The following is a 16,268-nucleotide window of genomic DNA, read 5'->3' as shown; positions in this document are numbered from 1 at the left end:
GACCCTGCTATACTCCAAACCATCAAACGAAACGACGCGCGCAAGCGCATCTGAAATAGCAAGGAGGCACCAACGATGATGGGCGGGTATGGACTGATGGCCGGCTTCGGCTGGCTGGGAATGCTGGTGATGGCACTGTTCTGGATCGGTGTGATCGTGCTCATCGTCTGGGGGCTGACCCATGTCTTCTCCACGCAGCAGCCCGGAGCCGAACTCGACGCGGAGGAGATCCTGAAGCAGCGCTACGCGCGCGGTGAGATTAGCCATACAGAGTTCGTGCAGGCGCGCGAGGCGCTACGGTGAGCGTAGTTTCGGCCGACGTAGGGGCACTGAGAGCCGCCCCGCGTTCCGGCTAATAATGAGGAGAGTATCATGAAGACTCGATCGATCGTCATCATCGGCGGGAGTGTGCTCCTCGCCGCAGTGGTGCTGGGCGCAATTGGGCCGTTGCTGCTTGGGGCGGCCTTCGGCGGAAGCGCGTATGGTGGGATGATGGGGCCTGGCATGATGGGCGGATATGGCATGATGAGCGGTTTCGGTTGGCTGGGCATGCTGACCATGCTACTGTTCTGGATCGGAGTGATCGCGCTGGTGGTTTGGGCACTCGGCAACCTGTTTCCGGCGCGACAGGCCACCGTCGACCCGGACGCGCTGGAGATCTTGAAGCGCCGCTACGCGCGGGGCGAGATCAGCCACGAAGAGTTCGTGCAGGCGCGCGACGCGCTGCAGTGACCGCAAACGTAGCGATCTAGGGGGGCGGTGCATCAGTTCGTCCCCGATCCTGGAAAGACGATGTCGCTCACGGGCGACAAGGAGATAACGATGAAAGCACGTTGGATCGGTGTCACTGGCGCCGTGTTGGTCCTGACCGCGCTGGTGCTGGGCACGCTTGGGCCGCGCCTGCTCCCAACCGCATTCTGGAGCAATGCCCCGGTGAGCTTGAACGGACCAGGCATGATGAACGGTGGGATGATGTCTGGCATGATGGGCAATGCCATGATGGGCGGCAACGTGATTGGGGATCCTAGCACACCCTTCGACCAGCGCTTCCTCGACCAGATGATTGTGCATCACCAGGGCGCGGTCATGTCGGCGCAGATGATGATCGCAGACTCGGCGCGGCTGGAGCTGCGCGACCTGGCCCAGCGGATCATCACCGCGCAGCAGCGTGAGATTGCGCAGATGCAGCAGTGGCGCAACGACTGGTACGGCGCCAGCAGTACGGGCACGATGCCCAGCATGATGAACGGCGGGATGATCGGCGCCGGTATGATGAACCGCGACCAGATGCGCCAGATGATGGGGGCGAACGCTGATTTCGATCGCATGTTCCTGCAGATGATGATCCCGCATCACCAGGCCGCGATCAGCATGGCCCAGCAGGCGCTCAATCAGGCGGAACACCCGGAGCTCAAGACGCTGGCGCAGAGCATCGTCACGACACAGCAGGCGGAGATTAGCGAAATGCAGAGTTATCTGCGCGACTGGTACGGCGTGCAAGGACAGTGAGGGTGCTGGATAAGATGGCGAACAGGCGGCGATGTGGACCGGCACGGCTTGTCCGGCCGTGTCGCCGCCTATCGTCCCACCAGATCCCGCTACCGACCAAATCGGTTTCACAGGAGGATGCTATGACTGGAACCATGAGCGACGACACATTGCGCGCCCGGCTTGATCTGTCCTATGCGCAGGCCATCGAGCGCGTGACCGCAGCGTTGAAAGAACAGGGTTTCGGCGTTCTGACCGAGATTGATGTCCAGGCGACCCTCAAGCAGAAACTCGGCGCCGATTTCCGCAAGTATACCATTCTGGGCGCCTGTAACCCGCCGCTCGCACACCAGGCGCTGACCACCGAACTGGAGATCGGGCTGCTGCTGCCCTGCAATGTGATCGTGTACGAAGACGACGGTGGAAGCGTGATCTCGATCGCCGATCCAATCGCCATGTTGCAGCTGGCAGACAATCCGTCGCTGGAAAGCGTCGCCACCGAGGCGCGGACCCGCCTCCAGCGTGTGATCGCGGCCCTGAGCAGGTAAGCGAGCTGGTCGAGTGGCCCTCCGGCGCGCTTGCTGGCGCCGGGGGCTGCTCACAGCTCTTCAGCGCATCGCTCTTGGCGCCACAGATTCGCGCTCGCACTTCACCAGAGCGAATCATTGCTGCCGCACGCGCGCGGAACACATCCGGCTCCCGATCTGCTCAGCTACCCCTCAGCCGTTCCTCAGCCCATCCTCAACCACACATATGATAATCAGGTTGAGCGTTTTGTTTCTCCCCTTGGAGCGCGCTGTTGGCTTGTGGCCGCACGCGGCGCGCCCCCAGGGGGTGCAAGGGCTGTTCACTACCCCCAGTTCGTTCAAGCTGAAAGGAGCGACCCATGAATCACAACAGCGATGGTGGCTGGAAGATGTGGCTGCCGATGATCCTCTGCTGTCTTGCGATGATTGGAGCGCTGCTCCTGATCGGGGGATGGCCGCGCTGAGGCGCCAGGAGCTGACATGGTGCTCGCGTTCGCGACGCCAGGGCTGGAATGATAGAGGGAGGTCGGTATGGCTCGCGACTCGATACCCGCGCCTGTGAGCGTGGTGTGGCAGCATACCGTCGCGCTGATCGATCGGCTGTTCCCACCGCCGCGGTCCTTTGCCGTGCGCCTGTGGGATGGAACCAGGCTGCCTGCTCTGGCGCCAGCGTTCACGCTCGTCCTCAACCACCCTGGCGCGCTACGGCGGATGTTCGCGCCGCCCATCGAGCTGTCACTCGGCGAGGCATTCATTTGTGGCGATTTCGAGATCGACGGCGATATCTTCGCCGCCGTCGCGCTGTTCGACGACCTCGCGGCGCGGCAACTCTCGCTCCGCGACCTCGCCACCGTGGCGCGCGACCTCCTGGCGCTTCCAATGCCCGTGGCAAAGTCCGCCGGTCGTGGGCCGGCGCGGCTGCACGGCGCGTTACACTCGCGCGAGCGCGACCGCGCCGCCATCCAGTACCACTACGACGTCGGCAACGACTTCTACGCAGCTTGGCTCGACGCGCGCATGCAATACTCCTGCGCTTACTTTGCGACCGGCACGGAAGACTTGGACACGGCGCAAGAGCGCAAGCTGGACTACATCTGCCGAAAGCTACATCTCAAGCGCGGCGAGCGGCTGCTCGACATCGGCTGTGGCTGGGGTGGCCTGGCGATGTACGCCGCCGAGCGCTACGGCGTTTCTGTCCTGGGCATCACCCTGAGCGAACAACAGGCCTACTACGCGAACGCGCAGATCGCCCGCGCCGGCCTGGGCGCGCGGGCCTGCGTCAAACTGTGTGACTATCGTAGCATCGGTGCCGGTTGGTTCGACAAGATCGTCAGCGTCGGCATGTTCGAGCACGTCGGGGTATGCCGCCTGCCACACTACTTTGCCCACGCGTACCGGCTGCTCAAACCCGGCGGGCTGTTCCTCAACCACGGCATCGCCCGCCGTGCATCGCTGCCCGCAGCGCTCGCCGGCACAGCGGCCTGCTGCGCCCCGCGACGTGCGAGCCGTGAGGCAGGCTGGCAGCGCTCGCTCCGCCGGTGGCTCCTTGGCGAGGGGCAGTTTGCTCAGCGCTATGTCTTTCCCGACGGCGAGCTGGCTCCAGTCAGCGCTGTGAACCTGGCCGCCGAGCGGGTGGGCTTTGAGGTGCGTGACGTGGAGAATCTGCGCGAGCATTATGCCCTGACCCTGCGCCACTGGGTCAGCCGATTGGAGGCGCGCCGACATGAGGTCATCGCGATGTCCGATGAAGCAACGTACCGCACATGGCGGCTGTATCTGGCGGCATCCGCCCACGGCTTCGAGCGCGGCATTATCAGCGTCAATCAGACGTTGCTGTCGAAGGCGGACGGTGGCAAGAGCAGCCTGCCGCTCACCCGCGCTGATCTGTATGTCCACTAGTTAACATTCAGAATAGACGGGTTTTGGCTTCCTGACGCTCTAAAACATGATTCGCAACTTGACGGCGTTATTTCGCTTCCTGATGCAGTGAGAGGCGATTTTGCCCCGTTATTCTGAATAAGGTCTACTAGCTCCCGCAGCTTCGCTCACACAGCGGGTCGCCCAAACGTCACAATTCACGTTGATTACGACAGTCGCGACTGGTGATTCGAAGCAGGAGGGACCAATTGTTGCGCTGGTAGGAGATCTGGCTCACCAGAATTTTACGCTCGGCCAGGAGCAGGACCATCTCACTTTTTTTCTGCGGACGCCCATATCTGGCGAAAGCGCGTCGGAAATCCCCGAACTATTCGTACCAGAGGTTTTCGCGGACACGCGCCCGCATCAAGTAATTGTGACCTACAATCGCGGAACGTTTCAGTTCTACATTGATGGCGTACGCCAGCCACACGCACAGATCATCACACCAGAGTATACATTTTTCGGCTACTTGCTGCCACCGCAGATCGCCTCCTGGATGCAGCACAAATTGTTGAATCCTGACGAGCGCTACGCCTTGCTCTATAAGCTGCTCTATGAAAGTTTGCTGTTTCTCCCGCTCGGGTTGCTCCTGGCACTCGTGATGAGATACCTGCCATCTGTAGTTAGTCCACGTCTGCGTGGTGGATTACTGGTTGCCGGTATAATCCTACCCGCTGTCCTTCTGGAAGCCGAGCGGGTGCTGGCGGGTGGCCAGACGATGCAGTGGATCAACCTTGCGCGAGGCCTGATTCTGATAGCATGTTCCTGGATGTTCTTCCGGGCGCGGATAGTATCGTGGGGCCGATATAGGCAAAAGGAGATGCGCTCGCGTGCTGGAGTTCAGCCATTCGGTCATGAAATGGCTCGTCCGACGCTGCCGGAATGACGGCCATCTGCCAGGAGTGCCGGAGCGAGCTGGTGATTGGCCCCTGCGGCGCCTGCTGCCTTGCCCGGCGACGCTGGTCGTGTCGCTAAGCGCGATCCGATTGGGCCGGCTGGGCTGTGGCGAGGCCGGCGGTTTGCTGCCCTACCACGCGCTGTCGCTGCTCGCTCTTCTTGCGCTCGTCCTGTCATCCTGCAATTGAGGCGTGCTGGCGGGGGTGTCTGCTACCAGCGAGCAGGAAGAAACACCAGCATTCGCGTCGGATCGATATCATACAGCAGCGTCTGCCGGGGCAAACGCAGCAACTGCCAGGCCAGGTGCAAATCGCCGACTGCGCCAGGCGTGTTCGTGAGCAGCACGCTGAATGCGACGCTTGCGACATAGTGGTTGGGCACGGCGAGCAGTGGCAGCATCGTGAGGGTGATCAACACAAGCGGCGCCAGTGCAACTGTGAGCGCATGATCGCGCGCTTGAAACTGCCCGAACGCGGCCGCATACGCAAGGAGCCGCCCCATGTCCATCCCATAGGACACGCGGTGCTTGTAATGACGAAGGACAAGCCCGTGGATAAGCTCATGGAAGAAGAGGGTCGCAACAGAGGCAGCGAGCATCGCTGCGATCGCAACAATATCCAGCGGCACCTCGATCGGTAGCGACAGGCCCCCATGTAGCCCGAGCGTCATGACGCTCAGCAATGGTAGCATGATGACGAAGACCACTGCTGCGACGACGTTGAGTACAGCCCCGGGATGATACACGAGATATCCCGATCCGTATCCTGCCGGCGCTGCCGGCAGCGAGTCGCGAGTTGAAGCAGGTGTAACCATCTCCACGCTTCCTATGCTGATCTGCATCGCGCCCTTAACTTCACCGGATGCTGTGAGGCGAAGCTGAGTTCTTGAGTCGGTCCTGGACCAGCGACGCCCAGCCTAACGAGTCCAGTCGTACGCTGTTATCGTCGGGATAGTAGACCAGCACCGCTCGCTCAAAATATTGCATCGTGCGCCACCGGCCGTCGGCCGCTAACCCCTCGAACTCCTCCGAGAGCGGGCGGCCGAGCAGGAGCATCCCATCGTTCCGCTCCCAGTAGGTCAGGAACGCCTCGCGGACAACGTGATCGGCGTCAGGGACGGAAGGCCCACCGGGCGGCTCAACCGTGGGCGGCAGGTTGCGTCCCACAAGGGCAGCATGACCAAGCGGCGCCAATTGGACCAGGTAGGGCGTGTCAGCCTGACCGGGGTGGATTTCCAGGATCGCCCGCTCGAACACCTGATGGGTGATCTCGCCGATGCGCTTCGATGGCGCCAGCGGCAGGCCGAATCGCTCAGCTCCCCCGTGGGCCTTCCAGAAGCGCCAGATCAACGCGGGCATCAAGAAACCGTGCTCCTCGCGATCCTCAGGCAAGAACAGCAACTCCGCGGCTTGAGCCAATACCGCCCGCACGCCGGCCAGATTCTGCGCAAAGTCAGGATTGATCCCGTCAAACAACTCCGGCGTGATCGCCGCGATCCCCAGGCTGCCAGCCCAATCGTGCATGCCACCGGTGATCATGTAGTTCGGCCAGAAGCGGTCATAGCGATAGCCGGTAGCGGTTGCGTAGACCTTCGCCAGCGCGATCGAAGGCGCGTGCTCGCAAAACGCTGGAAACACGTCGCCGCCGGATGTGTGGTAGAAGATCACGCCCGCCGCATCGAGCAAGAAATCGCGAATCAGTCGACTCTCCAACTCGGACTCGACGTATGGCCCACCGGTGTCGGACTCGATTCCGTAAGCGCCCTGGACGCGGATGTTCCAGTCGTTCTCCCGGCAAGCATCCAGGTTCGTGTTCATGTTACGGTTCAGGTCTACGCCATTTGCGTTAAAACGCGAGCCGAGTGCCAACCCATCCGGGTTGAGCGTCGGGATGATGTACAGCCGCACCGAGGGCGGCACCTCGTCCGGGTTGTTGCGGAAATGGTCGGCAAGCTCGCTCGCAAGCTGGAACGTGTTGGCCTCCGGACCACCGTGGGCGTCACCGACGAGTACAAACTTGCGCGGCCCATCGCCGATCTTGACGGCGGTGATCGGCCGGCCGGCGCCAGAGCGACCGAGCGTCAGCTCGGCGACATTGGATGCGATACCAGGTGGTTCGGGGAACCAGGGCAGTATCACAAGGGCTAGAAGCAGTGAGGTGAAGTTGCGTACCATGGAACACCCGTCGTAAATGCACTCCTGAGCGTGCTGAACCGCCGCGTGACCGATTATACATCAGAGCTGAGTCGCGCTCACAGTGCGCCTGACTGTCATAGGCGGCAACCGACTCGCCATTTCGCCTGCGCGCTCTCTACCGGCAACACACTCATACAATTGACGCGGCTTGCGAACAACGGAATACGGGTATCGTCGCCTCACGCTGTCCATGTTCGTGTCACTTGGTCGCTCCTTCGGTTCGTCGATCACGTGGGAAAAGACACAGTGATGTAGCAAAACGCACGTTCTGCCCATAAACTGAGCGATTTTCCATCTGGTAAATGTACGCTGTTGCGGCAGTTGAGCGCGAACAGTACACTCCACCAGACAGGAGTGCAATGATTCGGCGCTCCTGTGAGTCGATAGTTTGTAGCATGATGCTCTATGCGATTACCCATGTGGAGGACAAGCGGATGCGGTTTCAACGATTGTACAAAGTGTTCGTGCTCGTGCTCGTTCTGGCGGCGCTGTCCGCCTGTGCGGCAAGCCAGCCCGCCGCCCAGTCTCAGCCGACCACGGACGCGTCCATGCCTGGAATGGATCATGGTGCGATGTCCCAGCCCAGCCCACAGGCGCAGCCGACGTCGCCCGCGAGCACGCCAGGGATGCAGCATGGCCCGACCGCGCAGCCCGAAGCAACCGTCGCGGCGATGCCGGGGATGGATCACGACGGCGGCTCACAGACGGAAGGTGGCCACACCATGGCGCCCGTCGATGTAAGCGGCGCGCCTGCGGCAGCGCCTGACGCGCGCGGCAATCAACCCCTGGAGCCGAAGCTCGTCGACGGCGTGAAAGAGTTCGAGCTGGCCACGAGCGTCATCAAGTGGAACATCTTACCGGACGTGCAGGTCGGCGCCTACGCCTACAACGGCCAGGTTCCCGGCCCGCTCATCCGTGTCAACGTCGGCGACCAGGTGCGCGTGCGGGTCAAGAACAACCTGCCCGAGCCGACCTCGGTCCACTGGCATGGATTGAGCATTCCCAACGCGCAGGACGGCGCTGCCGACGTGACGCAGCCGCCGATCAAGCCAGGGGAGACCTTCACCTACGAGTACACCGTGCCAAATACACCGGGTACCTTCTTCTACCACACCCATGTCCAGGGCGATCGTCAGCAGCCGCTGGGCCTATACGGCGCGCTGATCATCGACGACCCAAACGCGCAGCCCGACGCCAGCCAGGAATACATTGTGGAGCTGGGCGAGTGGCGCGTCGCGGACGGGCAGACCTTCCTAGCAATGGAGTTCGATGGCATGCTGCCGAACTTCTTTACGATCAACGGCAAGAGCTACCCGGCCACAGAGACAGTCAAGGCGAAAGTGGGCGAGCGTATACGCTTTCGCTTCATCGGCAGCGGGCAGTTCATCCACCCCATGCACATCCACGGCGGACCGTTTGAGATCGTCGCGACCGACGGCAACCCGGTGCCGGAGGGTGCACGCCTGACGAAAGATACCGTGCTGGTCGGACCGGGAGAACGCTACGATGTCGTCTGGACCGCACGGGAGCCAGGCAAATGGCTGCTCCACTGCCACATCAACCACCATATCACCAACAATGGGGCTGAGGTTGCGGGCGGCGGCGGCCTGACGATGGTGATCGAAGTAGCACCATAGACCAGTTCCCCAGCGCTGGAGAACGGGGTGCCGAATGTCCAGGACAACAGTAATCCACCGCTCTCTGTTAGTGTGTCTGTGCCTGGTTGCGCTCCTTGGGGCTGTCTCGGCACGGGCGCAGCCGCCGCCGCCTGATGACCCGCTCAACCAGGTCGGCTTTGATCAGCGGCTGAACGAGCAGGTCCCGCTCGATCTCGTGTTTCGTGATGAGACCGGAGAGTTGGTTCGGCTCGGCGGCTACTTCGCTACAAAACCGGTGATCCTGACGCTCAACTACTATGAGTGTCCAAACCTCTGCACACTGGTGCTCACGCAACTCGTCGAAACGATGCGCAAGCTGCCGTTCGACGTCGGGGACCAGTTCGAGGTGATCACGGTGAGCATCGATCCACGCGAGACGCCCGCGATCGCCAGCGCGAAGAAGGCGACCTATATCGAGCGCTATGGGCGCAGGAGCGCGGCTGACGGCTGGCACTTTCTCACCGGCGAGCAGGCCGCGATCGAGCAGCTGGCCCAGGCGATCGGCGTCCGGTATGCGTACGATGCCCGGCAGGATCAGTACGCCCATCCGAGCGGCATCACGGTGCTTACTCCCCAGGGGAAGATCTCGCGGTATTTCTATGGCATCGAGTACTCGCCCACCGACCTGCGCCTGGGTCTCGTGGACGCCTCCGCCGGCAAGATCGGCTCGCCGGTTGACCAATTGCTGCTGCGCTGTTACCGCTATGATCCGGTCACGGGACGGTACACTGTCGCCATCATGAGCATCGTACGGGTCGTTGGGATCGCCACGATCTTGATTCTGGGAGTGTTTGTCCTCGCGATGGTTCGCCGCGAGCGACGATCCACGTCGCTGTCTTAGTTCCGCCGTAGCCCGTGGGAGATTCTCAGGGCCGGTTCCGGCGCCAGTAATTGTACGATTTGCTTCAACAGTGGAGCAAATCGTACAGTTACTGGCGCTGTCCTAGCGATTCAGTGCTGGCAACTGGTCATGATTTGCCGCGTTGCGCTGTGCTCCCTATACTGGCAGTGACATGCGGTAAAAGGAGGCCGTGTATGGATGCAATACCGATCTTTCCCGCGCTGCTGGCCTTTATGATCGCGGCGCTGAGTGCGCTTGGCTACGCGCTCCATCGCCTTGCGGAAGTGCCACATGGCTTCAGTGCGCCACCCGGGCCGGCAGCTCACTGTGCGCAGTGCGGGCGGAGTCTCGATAGTAGCTGGAGTCACTGTCCACGCTGTGGAACGTCGCGCGAACTGCCGAGCGCTGCTACGCACACGCCGCAGTAGCTCCATGATGTCGCCAGGCTCCAGAACAGTGCCAACGCACCATGACCGCATGTGACTTCGCCTGGCACACAGGAGCGATACACCGATATGGTTGAGCAGAAGGTGCATTGAGGAGCACAATGTCTGGTGATCCGTTGCCCGACTATGGTCCGATAGCGCGACGCCGGGCGACCAATCGTCGCTCGCGCCGCCGAGTCCCGCCTCACCATGCGCGACGACGCCCCGCTACCATGCTCCGCGTTGTTGCAGGCCTGTTTGGCACGCTCGTCTTGTTGCTACTCCTCGTCGCGATCGCCGGCCTCACCGCCCTGGACCGCGCCTACAGCGGGCGGATCATCTCCAACGTCGCCGTCCGCGGCCTGAACCTGAGCCAGATGCGGCCGGACCAGGCACGCGCCGCGCTGCACCAGCGCTACGCGGCGTTCCTGGCGGCGCCCGTGACGTTCCAGTTCGAGGGATATACCTGGCGACCAACCGCAGCGCAGATCGGTATATCGCTGGAGATCGACGTGGCGGTCGATCGCGCCTATGCCGCCGGGCGCGGGCCCAATCTGGTTAATGGCCTTTCAGAAGCGCTGGCAATCTGGCAGAACGGTATCGATCTCCCCCTGCGCCTGATCGTCGACCAGCGCCGCCTGCAGGCGTACATCACGAGCCTGGCGCGCGAGGTAGAGGCGCCACCGCAGAATGCGCACGTGACTGTCCTCAAGGGGCGGATCGTCAGCATGGCGCACCAGATCGGACGCCAGACGTTTGTTGACCAGACCGTGGGCGATGTGCTGGCGGGACTCGCGGCGCTGCAGCCGCAGACCGTCACGCTCCGCACCCGGATGCTGCGCCCGCTGGTCGATGACGCCGGCGTGGCGGAGGCGCGCCGACAACTGAGCGGGCTCTTACAGTCGCCGATCGCACTGACCGCCGGTGAGCAACGTTGGACCTGGACGCCGGAGGAACTGGGGAATATAGTCGAACTCGCGCGTGTTCCGAACGATGAGGCGCCAGGGTCGCGCATCGTCGCGACCCTCAACCGCGATCTGCTGGCGCGGCGATTGAATCAACTGGCGCAGGAGATCGACGCCGCTCCCGTCGAGCCGCGTCTGCAGTTCAGCACGACGGGGCTGCGGATCACAAAAGCGGGACGTGACGGTGCGAGGCTGGAGGTGGGCCAGGCACTCGACCAGCTCATGGCGGCGCTCTGGGAAGACCAGCGTACGATCGCGCTGCCAGTGACAGTACTCCAACCGCAGGCGCGGCCGGAGACACTGGCGCACCTCGGCATTGTCGAATTGGTCGCGCAGGGCAAGAGCAGCTTCGAAAACTCGGCGCCCTACCGCGTGACCAACATCCAGGCCGGCGCGCGCCAGATGAACGGCGTGCTGATCGCGCCTGGTGAGGAGTTTTCCTTCAACCGGACCATCGGCGCGGTCGACGAGTCAAACGGCTTCACGCAGGGCTACGCGATCATCGACGGGCGAACGCAGCTTGAGTGGGGCGGGGGTGTCTGCCAGGTGTCCACAACGGTCTTCCGGGCCGCCTTCTGGGCCGGCGTGCCGATTACCGAGCGCAACCAGCACTCGTTCCGCATCCGCTGGTATGAAAAGTTCGAGCCGATCGGTATGGACGCGGCGATCTTTACGGGGCCAGACGGCTACGATCTGCGGTTTGTCAACGACACCGCTCACTGGTTGCTGATGGAAACCGTCGTCGATACCGCTGGCGAGGTGCTGACCGTGAACCTCTACGGCACCAGACCCAGCCGCGAGGTGATTCAGACGCCGCCGGCGATTACGAACGAGGTACCAGCGCCGACCAAGCCGCGCTACGTGGATGATCCAGGCGTTTCGGCCGGCATAGTTAAGCAGACCGACACCGCGCGAGGAGGGATGGACGTGCGAGTGGGCCGAATTGTGAAGCAGAACGGGAAGGTGCTGTTACAGGATACGTTCTTCAGCCGCTTCCAGCCCTGGCCAGATGTTTTTGTGCGCGGCACTGGACCGTGAACGCAAGATACAGACAATCAGTATCAAGAAGGCGGAGCTGTGCTGGTGCTTGACAAGATGCCAGGCGCAAAACATCCTGATCAACTCAGGTTGCACTTGTGGAGGCATGAGCATGGAGCCGGGATATATCACCTGGAGCAGCACTCCGACTGGCTGGCTGGCAATGATCCGAGACGCACATGGCAGGACTTGGGCAGTGAGCATCAGCAGAAGTGAGGGACAGCGAATGCAACTCACAGTGACGATGCTATGCCGAGAGGCTGGACTGTACCGCAGCAATAACATGGCCCAGACGTTCAGTGAAGCTCAGGAATGGTGCTATGAGCAACTGGGATTGACCGATGCATGATTCCTTTTGCCAGGCTGAAGCATCTGGGTATTAGCGAGATGTCAGTTCAACTACCTGAGGAGCTGGGCACATGCACCAGGCTATTCTGGACGCTTGGTAATGCGCTGCTGCTGCTGGGCGTTGTGCTACTGCTCTACGTCGGCGGCGTGTATGCGCAGGCAGAGTACAGCCGCTATGCCGCACGCGGGGATACGGATGCGCCCGCACCGCGAGCGGTCGGCGTAGTGGCGCGCGAGGCGCCGGTGCCATTCACGGCGCCGATCCTCAGCACCGCCTCCATTGATGGGCAGATTGCCGGCGCGATCCCCGACGCCGCACGGGCGGCGCATGAATCGACGGTCACGCGAGTGGTCATCCCGAGCATTGGCGTGGACTCGAAGGCTGTGGAGGTCGGCTGGGAGGTCAAGGAGCAGAACGGCCAGCAGGTCGCGGCCTGGCAGGTGGCCGAGTACGCGGTGGGGCAACACCGCGGCTCGGCCAACCCCGGCGAAGGTGACAATATCGTGCTGGCAGGTCATGTTGGTGGCTACGGGAAAGTGTTCAAAAACCTGTTCTACGTCAGGCCCGGTGATCAGATCACGCTCTACAGCGCCGGGCAGCAGTACCTGTACGTCGTCCAGGAGCGGCTGCTGCTGGACGAGGAAGGCGTCTCGCCGGAACAGCGCGCGGCCAACGCGCGCTACATCGCGCCGACTAACAGCGAGGTTGTTACGCTACTCACCTGCTGGCCGCCCACGGGGCCGGACAAGTTCAGGCAGCGGGTGGTGGTTCGCGCGGTGCCATTCGGCGCAAACGCGGCGGTACAACCGCTGAGCCAGAGCAACTGGACGGCGCGTTGACTCGGTCGCGAAGGAGCGCAGATGACAACAGCCAGCAATGACTTCGGGCCTCGTGGCTTCGCCTTGAAACCGCTGCATCTAATCGGCGTCGCCATAATCGTGATGGCGATCGCGATGGGGTATTCTGGCCTGCGAACCGCCTTTCGACCCTACACGACGAGCGTGAGCGAGGCAATCAGGAGCGGGCGCAGCGTCCAGCTCGCCGGGTTCCTGAACCCGGCCGACCCGGCAGCTACGACGCCGACGGCAACTTCGCATTTAGCCTGCAAGATAGCAGCGGCAAGGTGGTGAAGGTCGTCTACACCAGGCCCAAGCCGGCGAACTTCGAACAGGCGGTTAGTCTTGTGGCGATCGGCCGCCACGATATGACGAAGGGCGTGTTCCTGGCTGATGATATGCTGGTGAAATGTCCCTCGAAGTATCAGGAGCAGTTCGATCAAGGCGGCGGTAGGTAATCGTCAGTTGTCAGTTGTCCGTCGGTCGCGGCGAGACCGAATAGCAGCACGGCGACTGATATTAACAGCGAGAAGAGGCAACTATGTATTTGCTCGGCACGATCTTCATTGTGAGCGGCATCGCCGCGGCGCTCCTCGCGACAGTGAGCTATGCACTGGTAATACGCGGCAACACTGCTGCGCTGGCTTATGGGCGGCTGGGAACCAATGCAGCCCTGGGCGCGGTGCTGCTGATGGTGGCGCTGCTGGTCGCTGTGTTCGTGGCGCGGCGCTACGACATCAAGTATGTCTACGACTACAGTTCGGCCGATTTGGAGTTTCGTTTCCGTGTGGCCTCGCTCTGGGCCGGCCAGCCGGGCTCGTTCGTTATCTGGGCGCTATGGGGACTGATCGCCGCCCAGTTCCTCATCCGCCGCACACGCCACGCCGAGCCATATGTCCTGAGCATCTTCATGCTGATCCAGGCGGCCCTGCTTTTCTTTATGTTGATCATCAACCCGTTCGCGCCGTACACTGACCCAACCACCGGCGCCGCACTCGCGCCGTCTGATGGCAAAGGGCTGAACGAGCTGCTGCACAACCCCTGGATGGTGATCCACCCGCCGATCCTGTTCGTCGGCTACGCGCTGCTGGCGCTGCCGTTCGCCTTCGCCGTCGCCGGCCTGTGGCGGCGCGACTACGATGGCTGGGTGCAGCGCGCATTGCCCTGGACGCTGGCGGGCTGGACATTCCTCGGACTGGCACTCCTGCTGGGCGGCTATTGGGCCTACGAGACGCTCGGCTGGGGCGGCTACTGGGGCTGGGACCCGGTCGAGAACTCCTCGCTGGTACCCTGGCTCACCGCCACCGCGTTGATTCACGCCATGCTGGTCCAGCGCACGAACGGCGGGCTGCGCAGATCGACATTCGCGCTGGCGATTCTGACCTATATGCTGGTCTTCTACGCGACGTTCCTGACCCGCAGCGGAGTCCTGTCCAACTTCTCAGTCCACTCGTTCGCCCAGGAGGGGCTGAAGGTCATTATGACCACAGCGCTCGGTGTCATTACCGTCAGCGGCGTCGCAGTGCTGGTGTGGCGCTGGCGCGATATCCCGAGCCGGCCGCTCTCCGAGAAGCTGCTCTCGCGCGAGAGCTTCTTTGTCCTGCTGATCCTGGGATTACTGGTGATCGCCACTGTGATTGGGATTGGCACCTCAATGCCAGTGATCTCGGCCATCCCCGGCGTCGGCCACACGCTCCAGCGTTTCCTCGGAGCGGCATTCGAGCTGGATGACGGCACGCGCTACAACCCGAACGCATCGCCATTCACCGACGGGCGGTTCGGCCTCGTAGGCAGCTTCTACACCGCCACGGTTCCGCCGCTCGGAGTTATCCTGGCGCTGCTGCTGACTATCGGACCGTTGCTGGGCTGGCGCGACACGAACATGCGTCACCTGCTCAAAGCGCTGCGCTGGCCGGCGCTGGCCGCGGTGGCGCTCACCTGCGGCGTGCTGCTGATCGGCGTGCGGGACCCGCTGCCGCTGGCCTATATCGGCCTGGGCACGTTCGCCGCCGGAACAAATGTGGTAATGATCGTCCGCACCTTGCGCAGCGGCTGGCTGCGCATCGGCGGCTACCTGGCGCATGTTGGGATGGCCGTGCTGATCGCCGGCGTGGTCGGCTCGACATCCTATGCGACGCCAGACCAGAAGATCGTTGTATCAGCGGGTGACGCTATCCGCGCCTATGGCTATGACTTCACCTTCAACGGCTGGCGTACCACGCCGCAGGGGAAGGGCATGCTCGACATGACGGTGCGGCGGGACAACGACACCTTCAGCGCGACCCCGCTGCTGTACTATAATAAGCGGATGGGCGCGACAATGGCGACGCCCTCGATCAAGAGCGAATTCGTGCAGGATCTGTACATCTCGCCCGTCGAATACCAGCCGCCGATCGACCGCAACACCGCGCAGCTCCTGGTCAACGACAAGAAGGAGATTGGCCCCTATACGATCACGTTCCTGGGGTTTGACGCCGCCGCGATGCATGAGGGCGACAGCGGCGATATCGGCGCGCGGCTCCGTGTGACGTATCAGGGGCAAGACACGATCGTCAAGCCCATCATCCGGCTCATCGCGAACGAGAGCGATCCAGCAAAGGCGTTCCAGCGGATCGCGGCAGTGCTGCCCGGCGGCAAGGATGTGGTGTTCGAGGACTTCGATCCGGTCCAGCGCTGGGCGTTCGTCCGGGTGAACGGACTGAATTTGCCGGTCGATCCGGCCAAGGCAGTGGTGAGCGTCAGCCTCAAGCCGGGGATAGTCTTGGTCTGGCTCGGCATCGTCATCGGCGTGCTGGGCGGGCTAATCGCACTGCTGCGGCGCACACTTGAGGGCCGGGCGCGCCTGGGTGGGCAGCGGGTGCGGCTCCCGCGCGGACTGGGCGAGCTGGCGAAGAGCTTTGGGTTCGGCACGACCAGGCAGCAGCCGGCGGAGTAGCGTTGTTCTGACATAGAATGGTACCAGCCTTCCAAGACCAGGAACAAGCATGAACGAGCGTGCGCAGCCTCGTTCGAGGACTGCGCACGCTTGTGCGCTCGTTTAGTTCTTCTGCTGCATGGTCTTGCCATAGAAGGGTGCCTGCTGATTGCCGCCCGGGCCTGACTGCGGTTCCCTGGTCACCGTTACCTCGCA

At 62.5% G+C, this 16,268-nt stretch carries 16 protein-coding genes; 14 read left to right on the top strand and 2 right to left on the bottom strand.

Annotation, left to right across the window (positions count from 1 at the left end; genetic code table 11):
• Positions 1-75 precede the first annotated feature (75 nt).
• The 6 genes from M1P90_RS37670 to M1P90_RS37645 all read left to right on the top strand — a co-directional run bounded on the left by M1P90_RS37670 (position 76) and on the right by M1P90_RS37645 (position 4,821).
• Positions 76-303, top strand: coding sequence for an SHOCT domain-containing protein (locus M1P90_RS37670; protein ID WP_483705189.1), 228 nt, complete (start codon positions 76-78; stop codon positions 301-303).
• 69 nt (positions 304-372) lie between these two features.
• Positions 373-732 (top strand): SHOCT domain-containing protein, encoded by a 360-nt coding sequence (locus tag M1P90_RS37665; protein ID WP_483705187.1) that lies wholly within the window; start codon positions 373-375, stop codon positions 730-732.
• A gap of 90 nt (positions 733-822) precedes the next feature.
• Positions 823-1,509, top strand: a complete 687-nt coding sequence (locus tag M1P90_RS37660) for a DUF305 domain-containing protein (RefSeq protein WP_483705185.1) — start codon at positions 823-825, stop codon at positions 1,507-1,509.
• Between the two features lie 122 nt (positions 1,510-1,631).
• Entirely contained in the window at positions 1,632-2,036 is a 405-nt protein-coding gene (locus tag M1P90_RS37655) for a DUF302 domain-containing protein (RefSeq protein ID WP_483705184.1), read from the top strand.
• 510 nt (positions 2,037-2,546) lie between these two features.
• Positions 2,547-3,914, top strand: a complete 1,368-nt coding sequence (locus tag M1P90_RS37650) for a class I SAM-dependent methyltransferase (RefSeq protein ID WP_483705182.1) — start codon at positions 2,547-2,549, stop codon at positions 3,912-3,914.
• Positions 3,915-4,095: 181 nt separating this feature from the next.
• A complete protein-coding gene (locus M1P90_RS37645; RefSeq protein WP_483705180.1) occupies positions 4,096-4,821 on the top strand; it encodes a hypothetical protein in 726 nt (241 codons plus the stop codon).
• Between the two features lie 221 nt (positions 4,822-5,042).
• Here M1P90_RS37645 and M1P90_RS37640 read toward each other — a convergent pair whose 3' ends face one another.
• Positions 5,043-5,645: a DUF3267 domain-containing protein gene (locus M1P90_RS37640; RefSeq protein WP_483705178.1), complete on the bottom strand. Its 603-nt coding sequence runs from the start codon at positions 5,643-5,645 to the stop codon at positions 5,043-5,045.
• 40 nt (positions 5,646-5,685) lie between these two features.
• Positions 5,686-7,005, bottom strand: a complete 1,320-nt coding sequence (locus M1P90_RS37635; RefSeq protein WP_483705176.1) for a M14 family metallopeptidase — start codon at positions 7,003-7,005, stop codon at positions 5,686-5,688.
• Between the two features lie 416 nt (positions 7,006-7,421).
• Between M1P90_RS37635 and M1P90_RS37630 the strand changes: the two genes are divergently transcribed.
• From M1P90_RS37630 to M1P90_RS37595, 8 genes are all read left to right on the top strand, one after another.
• Entirely contained in the window at positions 7,422-8,663 is a 1,242-nt protein-coding gene (locus M1P90_RS37630) for a multicopper oxidase family protein (RefSeq protein WP_483705174.1), read from the top strand.
• A gap of 34 nt (positions 8,664-8,697) precedes the next feature.
• A complete protein-coding gene (locus M1P90_RS37625) occupies positions 8,698-9,525 on the top strand; it encodes an SCO family protein (RefSeq protein WP_483705172.1) in 828 nt (275 codons plus the stop codon).
• Positions 9,526-9,719: 194 nt separating this feature from the next.
• A complete protein-coding gene (locus tag M1P90_RS37620) occupies positions 9,720-9,953 on the top strand; it encodes a zinc ribbon domain-containing protein (protein ID WP_483705170.1) in 234 nt (77 codons plus the stop codon).
• Between the two features lie 230 nt (positions 9,954-10,183).
• On the top strand, positions 10,184-11,953 hold the full coding sequence (locus M1P90_RS37615; protein ID WP_483705168.1) for a VanW family protein: 1,770 nt from the start codon (positions 10,184-10,186) through the stop codon (positions 11,951-11,953).
• Between the two features lie 387 nt (positions 11,954-12,340).
• On the top strand, positions 12,341-13,141 hold the full coding sequence (locus M1P90_RS37610) for a sortase (protein WP_483705166.1): 801 nt from the start codon (positions 12,341-12,343) through the stop codon (positions 13,139-13,141).
• Positions 13,142-13,162: 21 nt separating this feature from the next.
• On the top strand, positions 13,163-13,432 hold the full coding sequence (locus M1P90_RS37605) for a hypothetical protein (RefSeq protein ID WP_483705164.1): 270 nt from the start codon (positions 13,163-13,165) through the stop codon (positions 13,430-13,432).
• Positions 13,426-13,596, top strand: a complete 171-nt coding sequence (locus tag M1P90_RS37600; RefSeq protein ID WP_483705162.1) for a cytochrome c maturation protein CcmE domain-containing protein — start codon at positions 13,426-13,428, stop codon at positions 13,594-13,596. Before M1P90_RS37605 ends, M1P90_RS37600 begins: the two co-directional genes overlap by 7 nt.
• A gap of 83 nt (positions 13,597-13,679) precedes the next feature.
• Positions 13,680-16,073 (top strand): heme lyase CcmF/NrfE family subunit, encoded by a 2,394-nt coding sequence (locus tag M1P90_RS37595; protein WP_483705160.1) that lies wholly within the window; start codon positions 13,680-13,682, stop codon positions 16,071-16,073.
• Positions 16,074-16,268: the final 195 nt, after the last annotated feature.

It is taken from the genome of Kouleothrix sp. 19917, assembly GCF_057073505.1.
The sequence above is the reverse complement of the archived record's forward strand: the minus strand, read 5'-3'. Positions and strand labels throughout refer to the sequence as shown.

Excerpts from the sequence above, each read along its gene's own strand:
- M1P90_RS37670 (WP_483705189.1), top strand. The coding sequence starts at position 76 with ATGATGGGCGGGTATGGACTGATGGCCGGCTTCGGCTGGCTGGGAATG.
- M1P90_RS37665 (WP_483705187.1), top strand. The coding sequence starts at position 373 with ATGAAGACTCGATCGATCGTCATCATCGGCGGGAGTGTGCTCCTCGCC.
- M1P90_RS37660 (WP_483705185.1), top strand. The coding sequence starts at position 823 with ATGAAAGCACGTTGGATCGGTGTCACTGGCGCCGTGTTGGTCCTGACC.
- M1P90_RS37655 (WP_483705184.1), top strand. The coding sequence starts at position 1,632 with ATGACTGGAACCATGAGCGACGACACATTGCGCGCCCGGCTTGATCTG.
- M1P90_RS37650 (WP_483705182.1), top strand. The coding sequence starts at position 2,547 with ATGGCTCGCGACTCGATACCCGCGCCTGTGAGCGTGGTGTGGCAGCAT.
- M1P90_RS37640 (WP_483705178.1), bottom strand. The coding sequence starts at position 5,645 with ATGGTTACACCTGCTTCAACTCGCGACTCGCTGCCGGCAGCGCCGGCA.
- M1P90_RS37635 (WP_483705176.1), bottom strand. The coding sequence starts at position 7,005 with ATGGTACGCAACTTCACCTCACTGCTTCTAGCCCTTGTGATACTGCCC.
- M1P90_RS37630 (WP_483705174.1), top strand. The coding sequence starts at position 7,422 with ATGATGCTCTATGCGATTACCCATGTGGAGGACAAGCGGATGCGGTTT.
- M1P90_RS37625 (WP_483705172.1), top strand. The coding sequence starts at position 8,698 with ATGTCCAGGACAACAGTAATCCACCGCTCTCTGTTAGTGTGTCTGTGC.
- M1P90_RS37620 (WP_483705170.1), top strand. The coding sequence starts at position 9,720 with ATGGATGCAATACCGATCTTTCCCGCGCTGCTGGCCTTTATGATCGCG.
- M1P90_RS37615 (WP_483705168.1), top strand. The coding sequence starts at position 10,184 with ATGCTCCGCGTTGTTGCAGGCCTGTTTGGCACGCTCGTCTTGTTGCTA.
- M1P90_RS37610 (WP_483705166.1), top strand. The coding sequence starts at position 12,341 with ATGTCAGTTCAACTACCTGAGGAGCTGGGCACATGCACCAGGCTATTC.
- M1P90_RS37605 (WP_483705164.1), top strand. The coding sequence starts at position 13,163 with ATGACAACAGCCAGCAATGACTTCGGGCCTCGTGGCTTCGCCTTGAAA.
- M1P90_RS37595 (WP_483705160.1), top strand. The coding sequence starts at position 13,680 with ATGTATTTGCTCGGCACGATCTTCATTGTGAGCGGCATCGCCGCGGCG.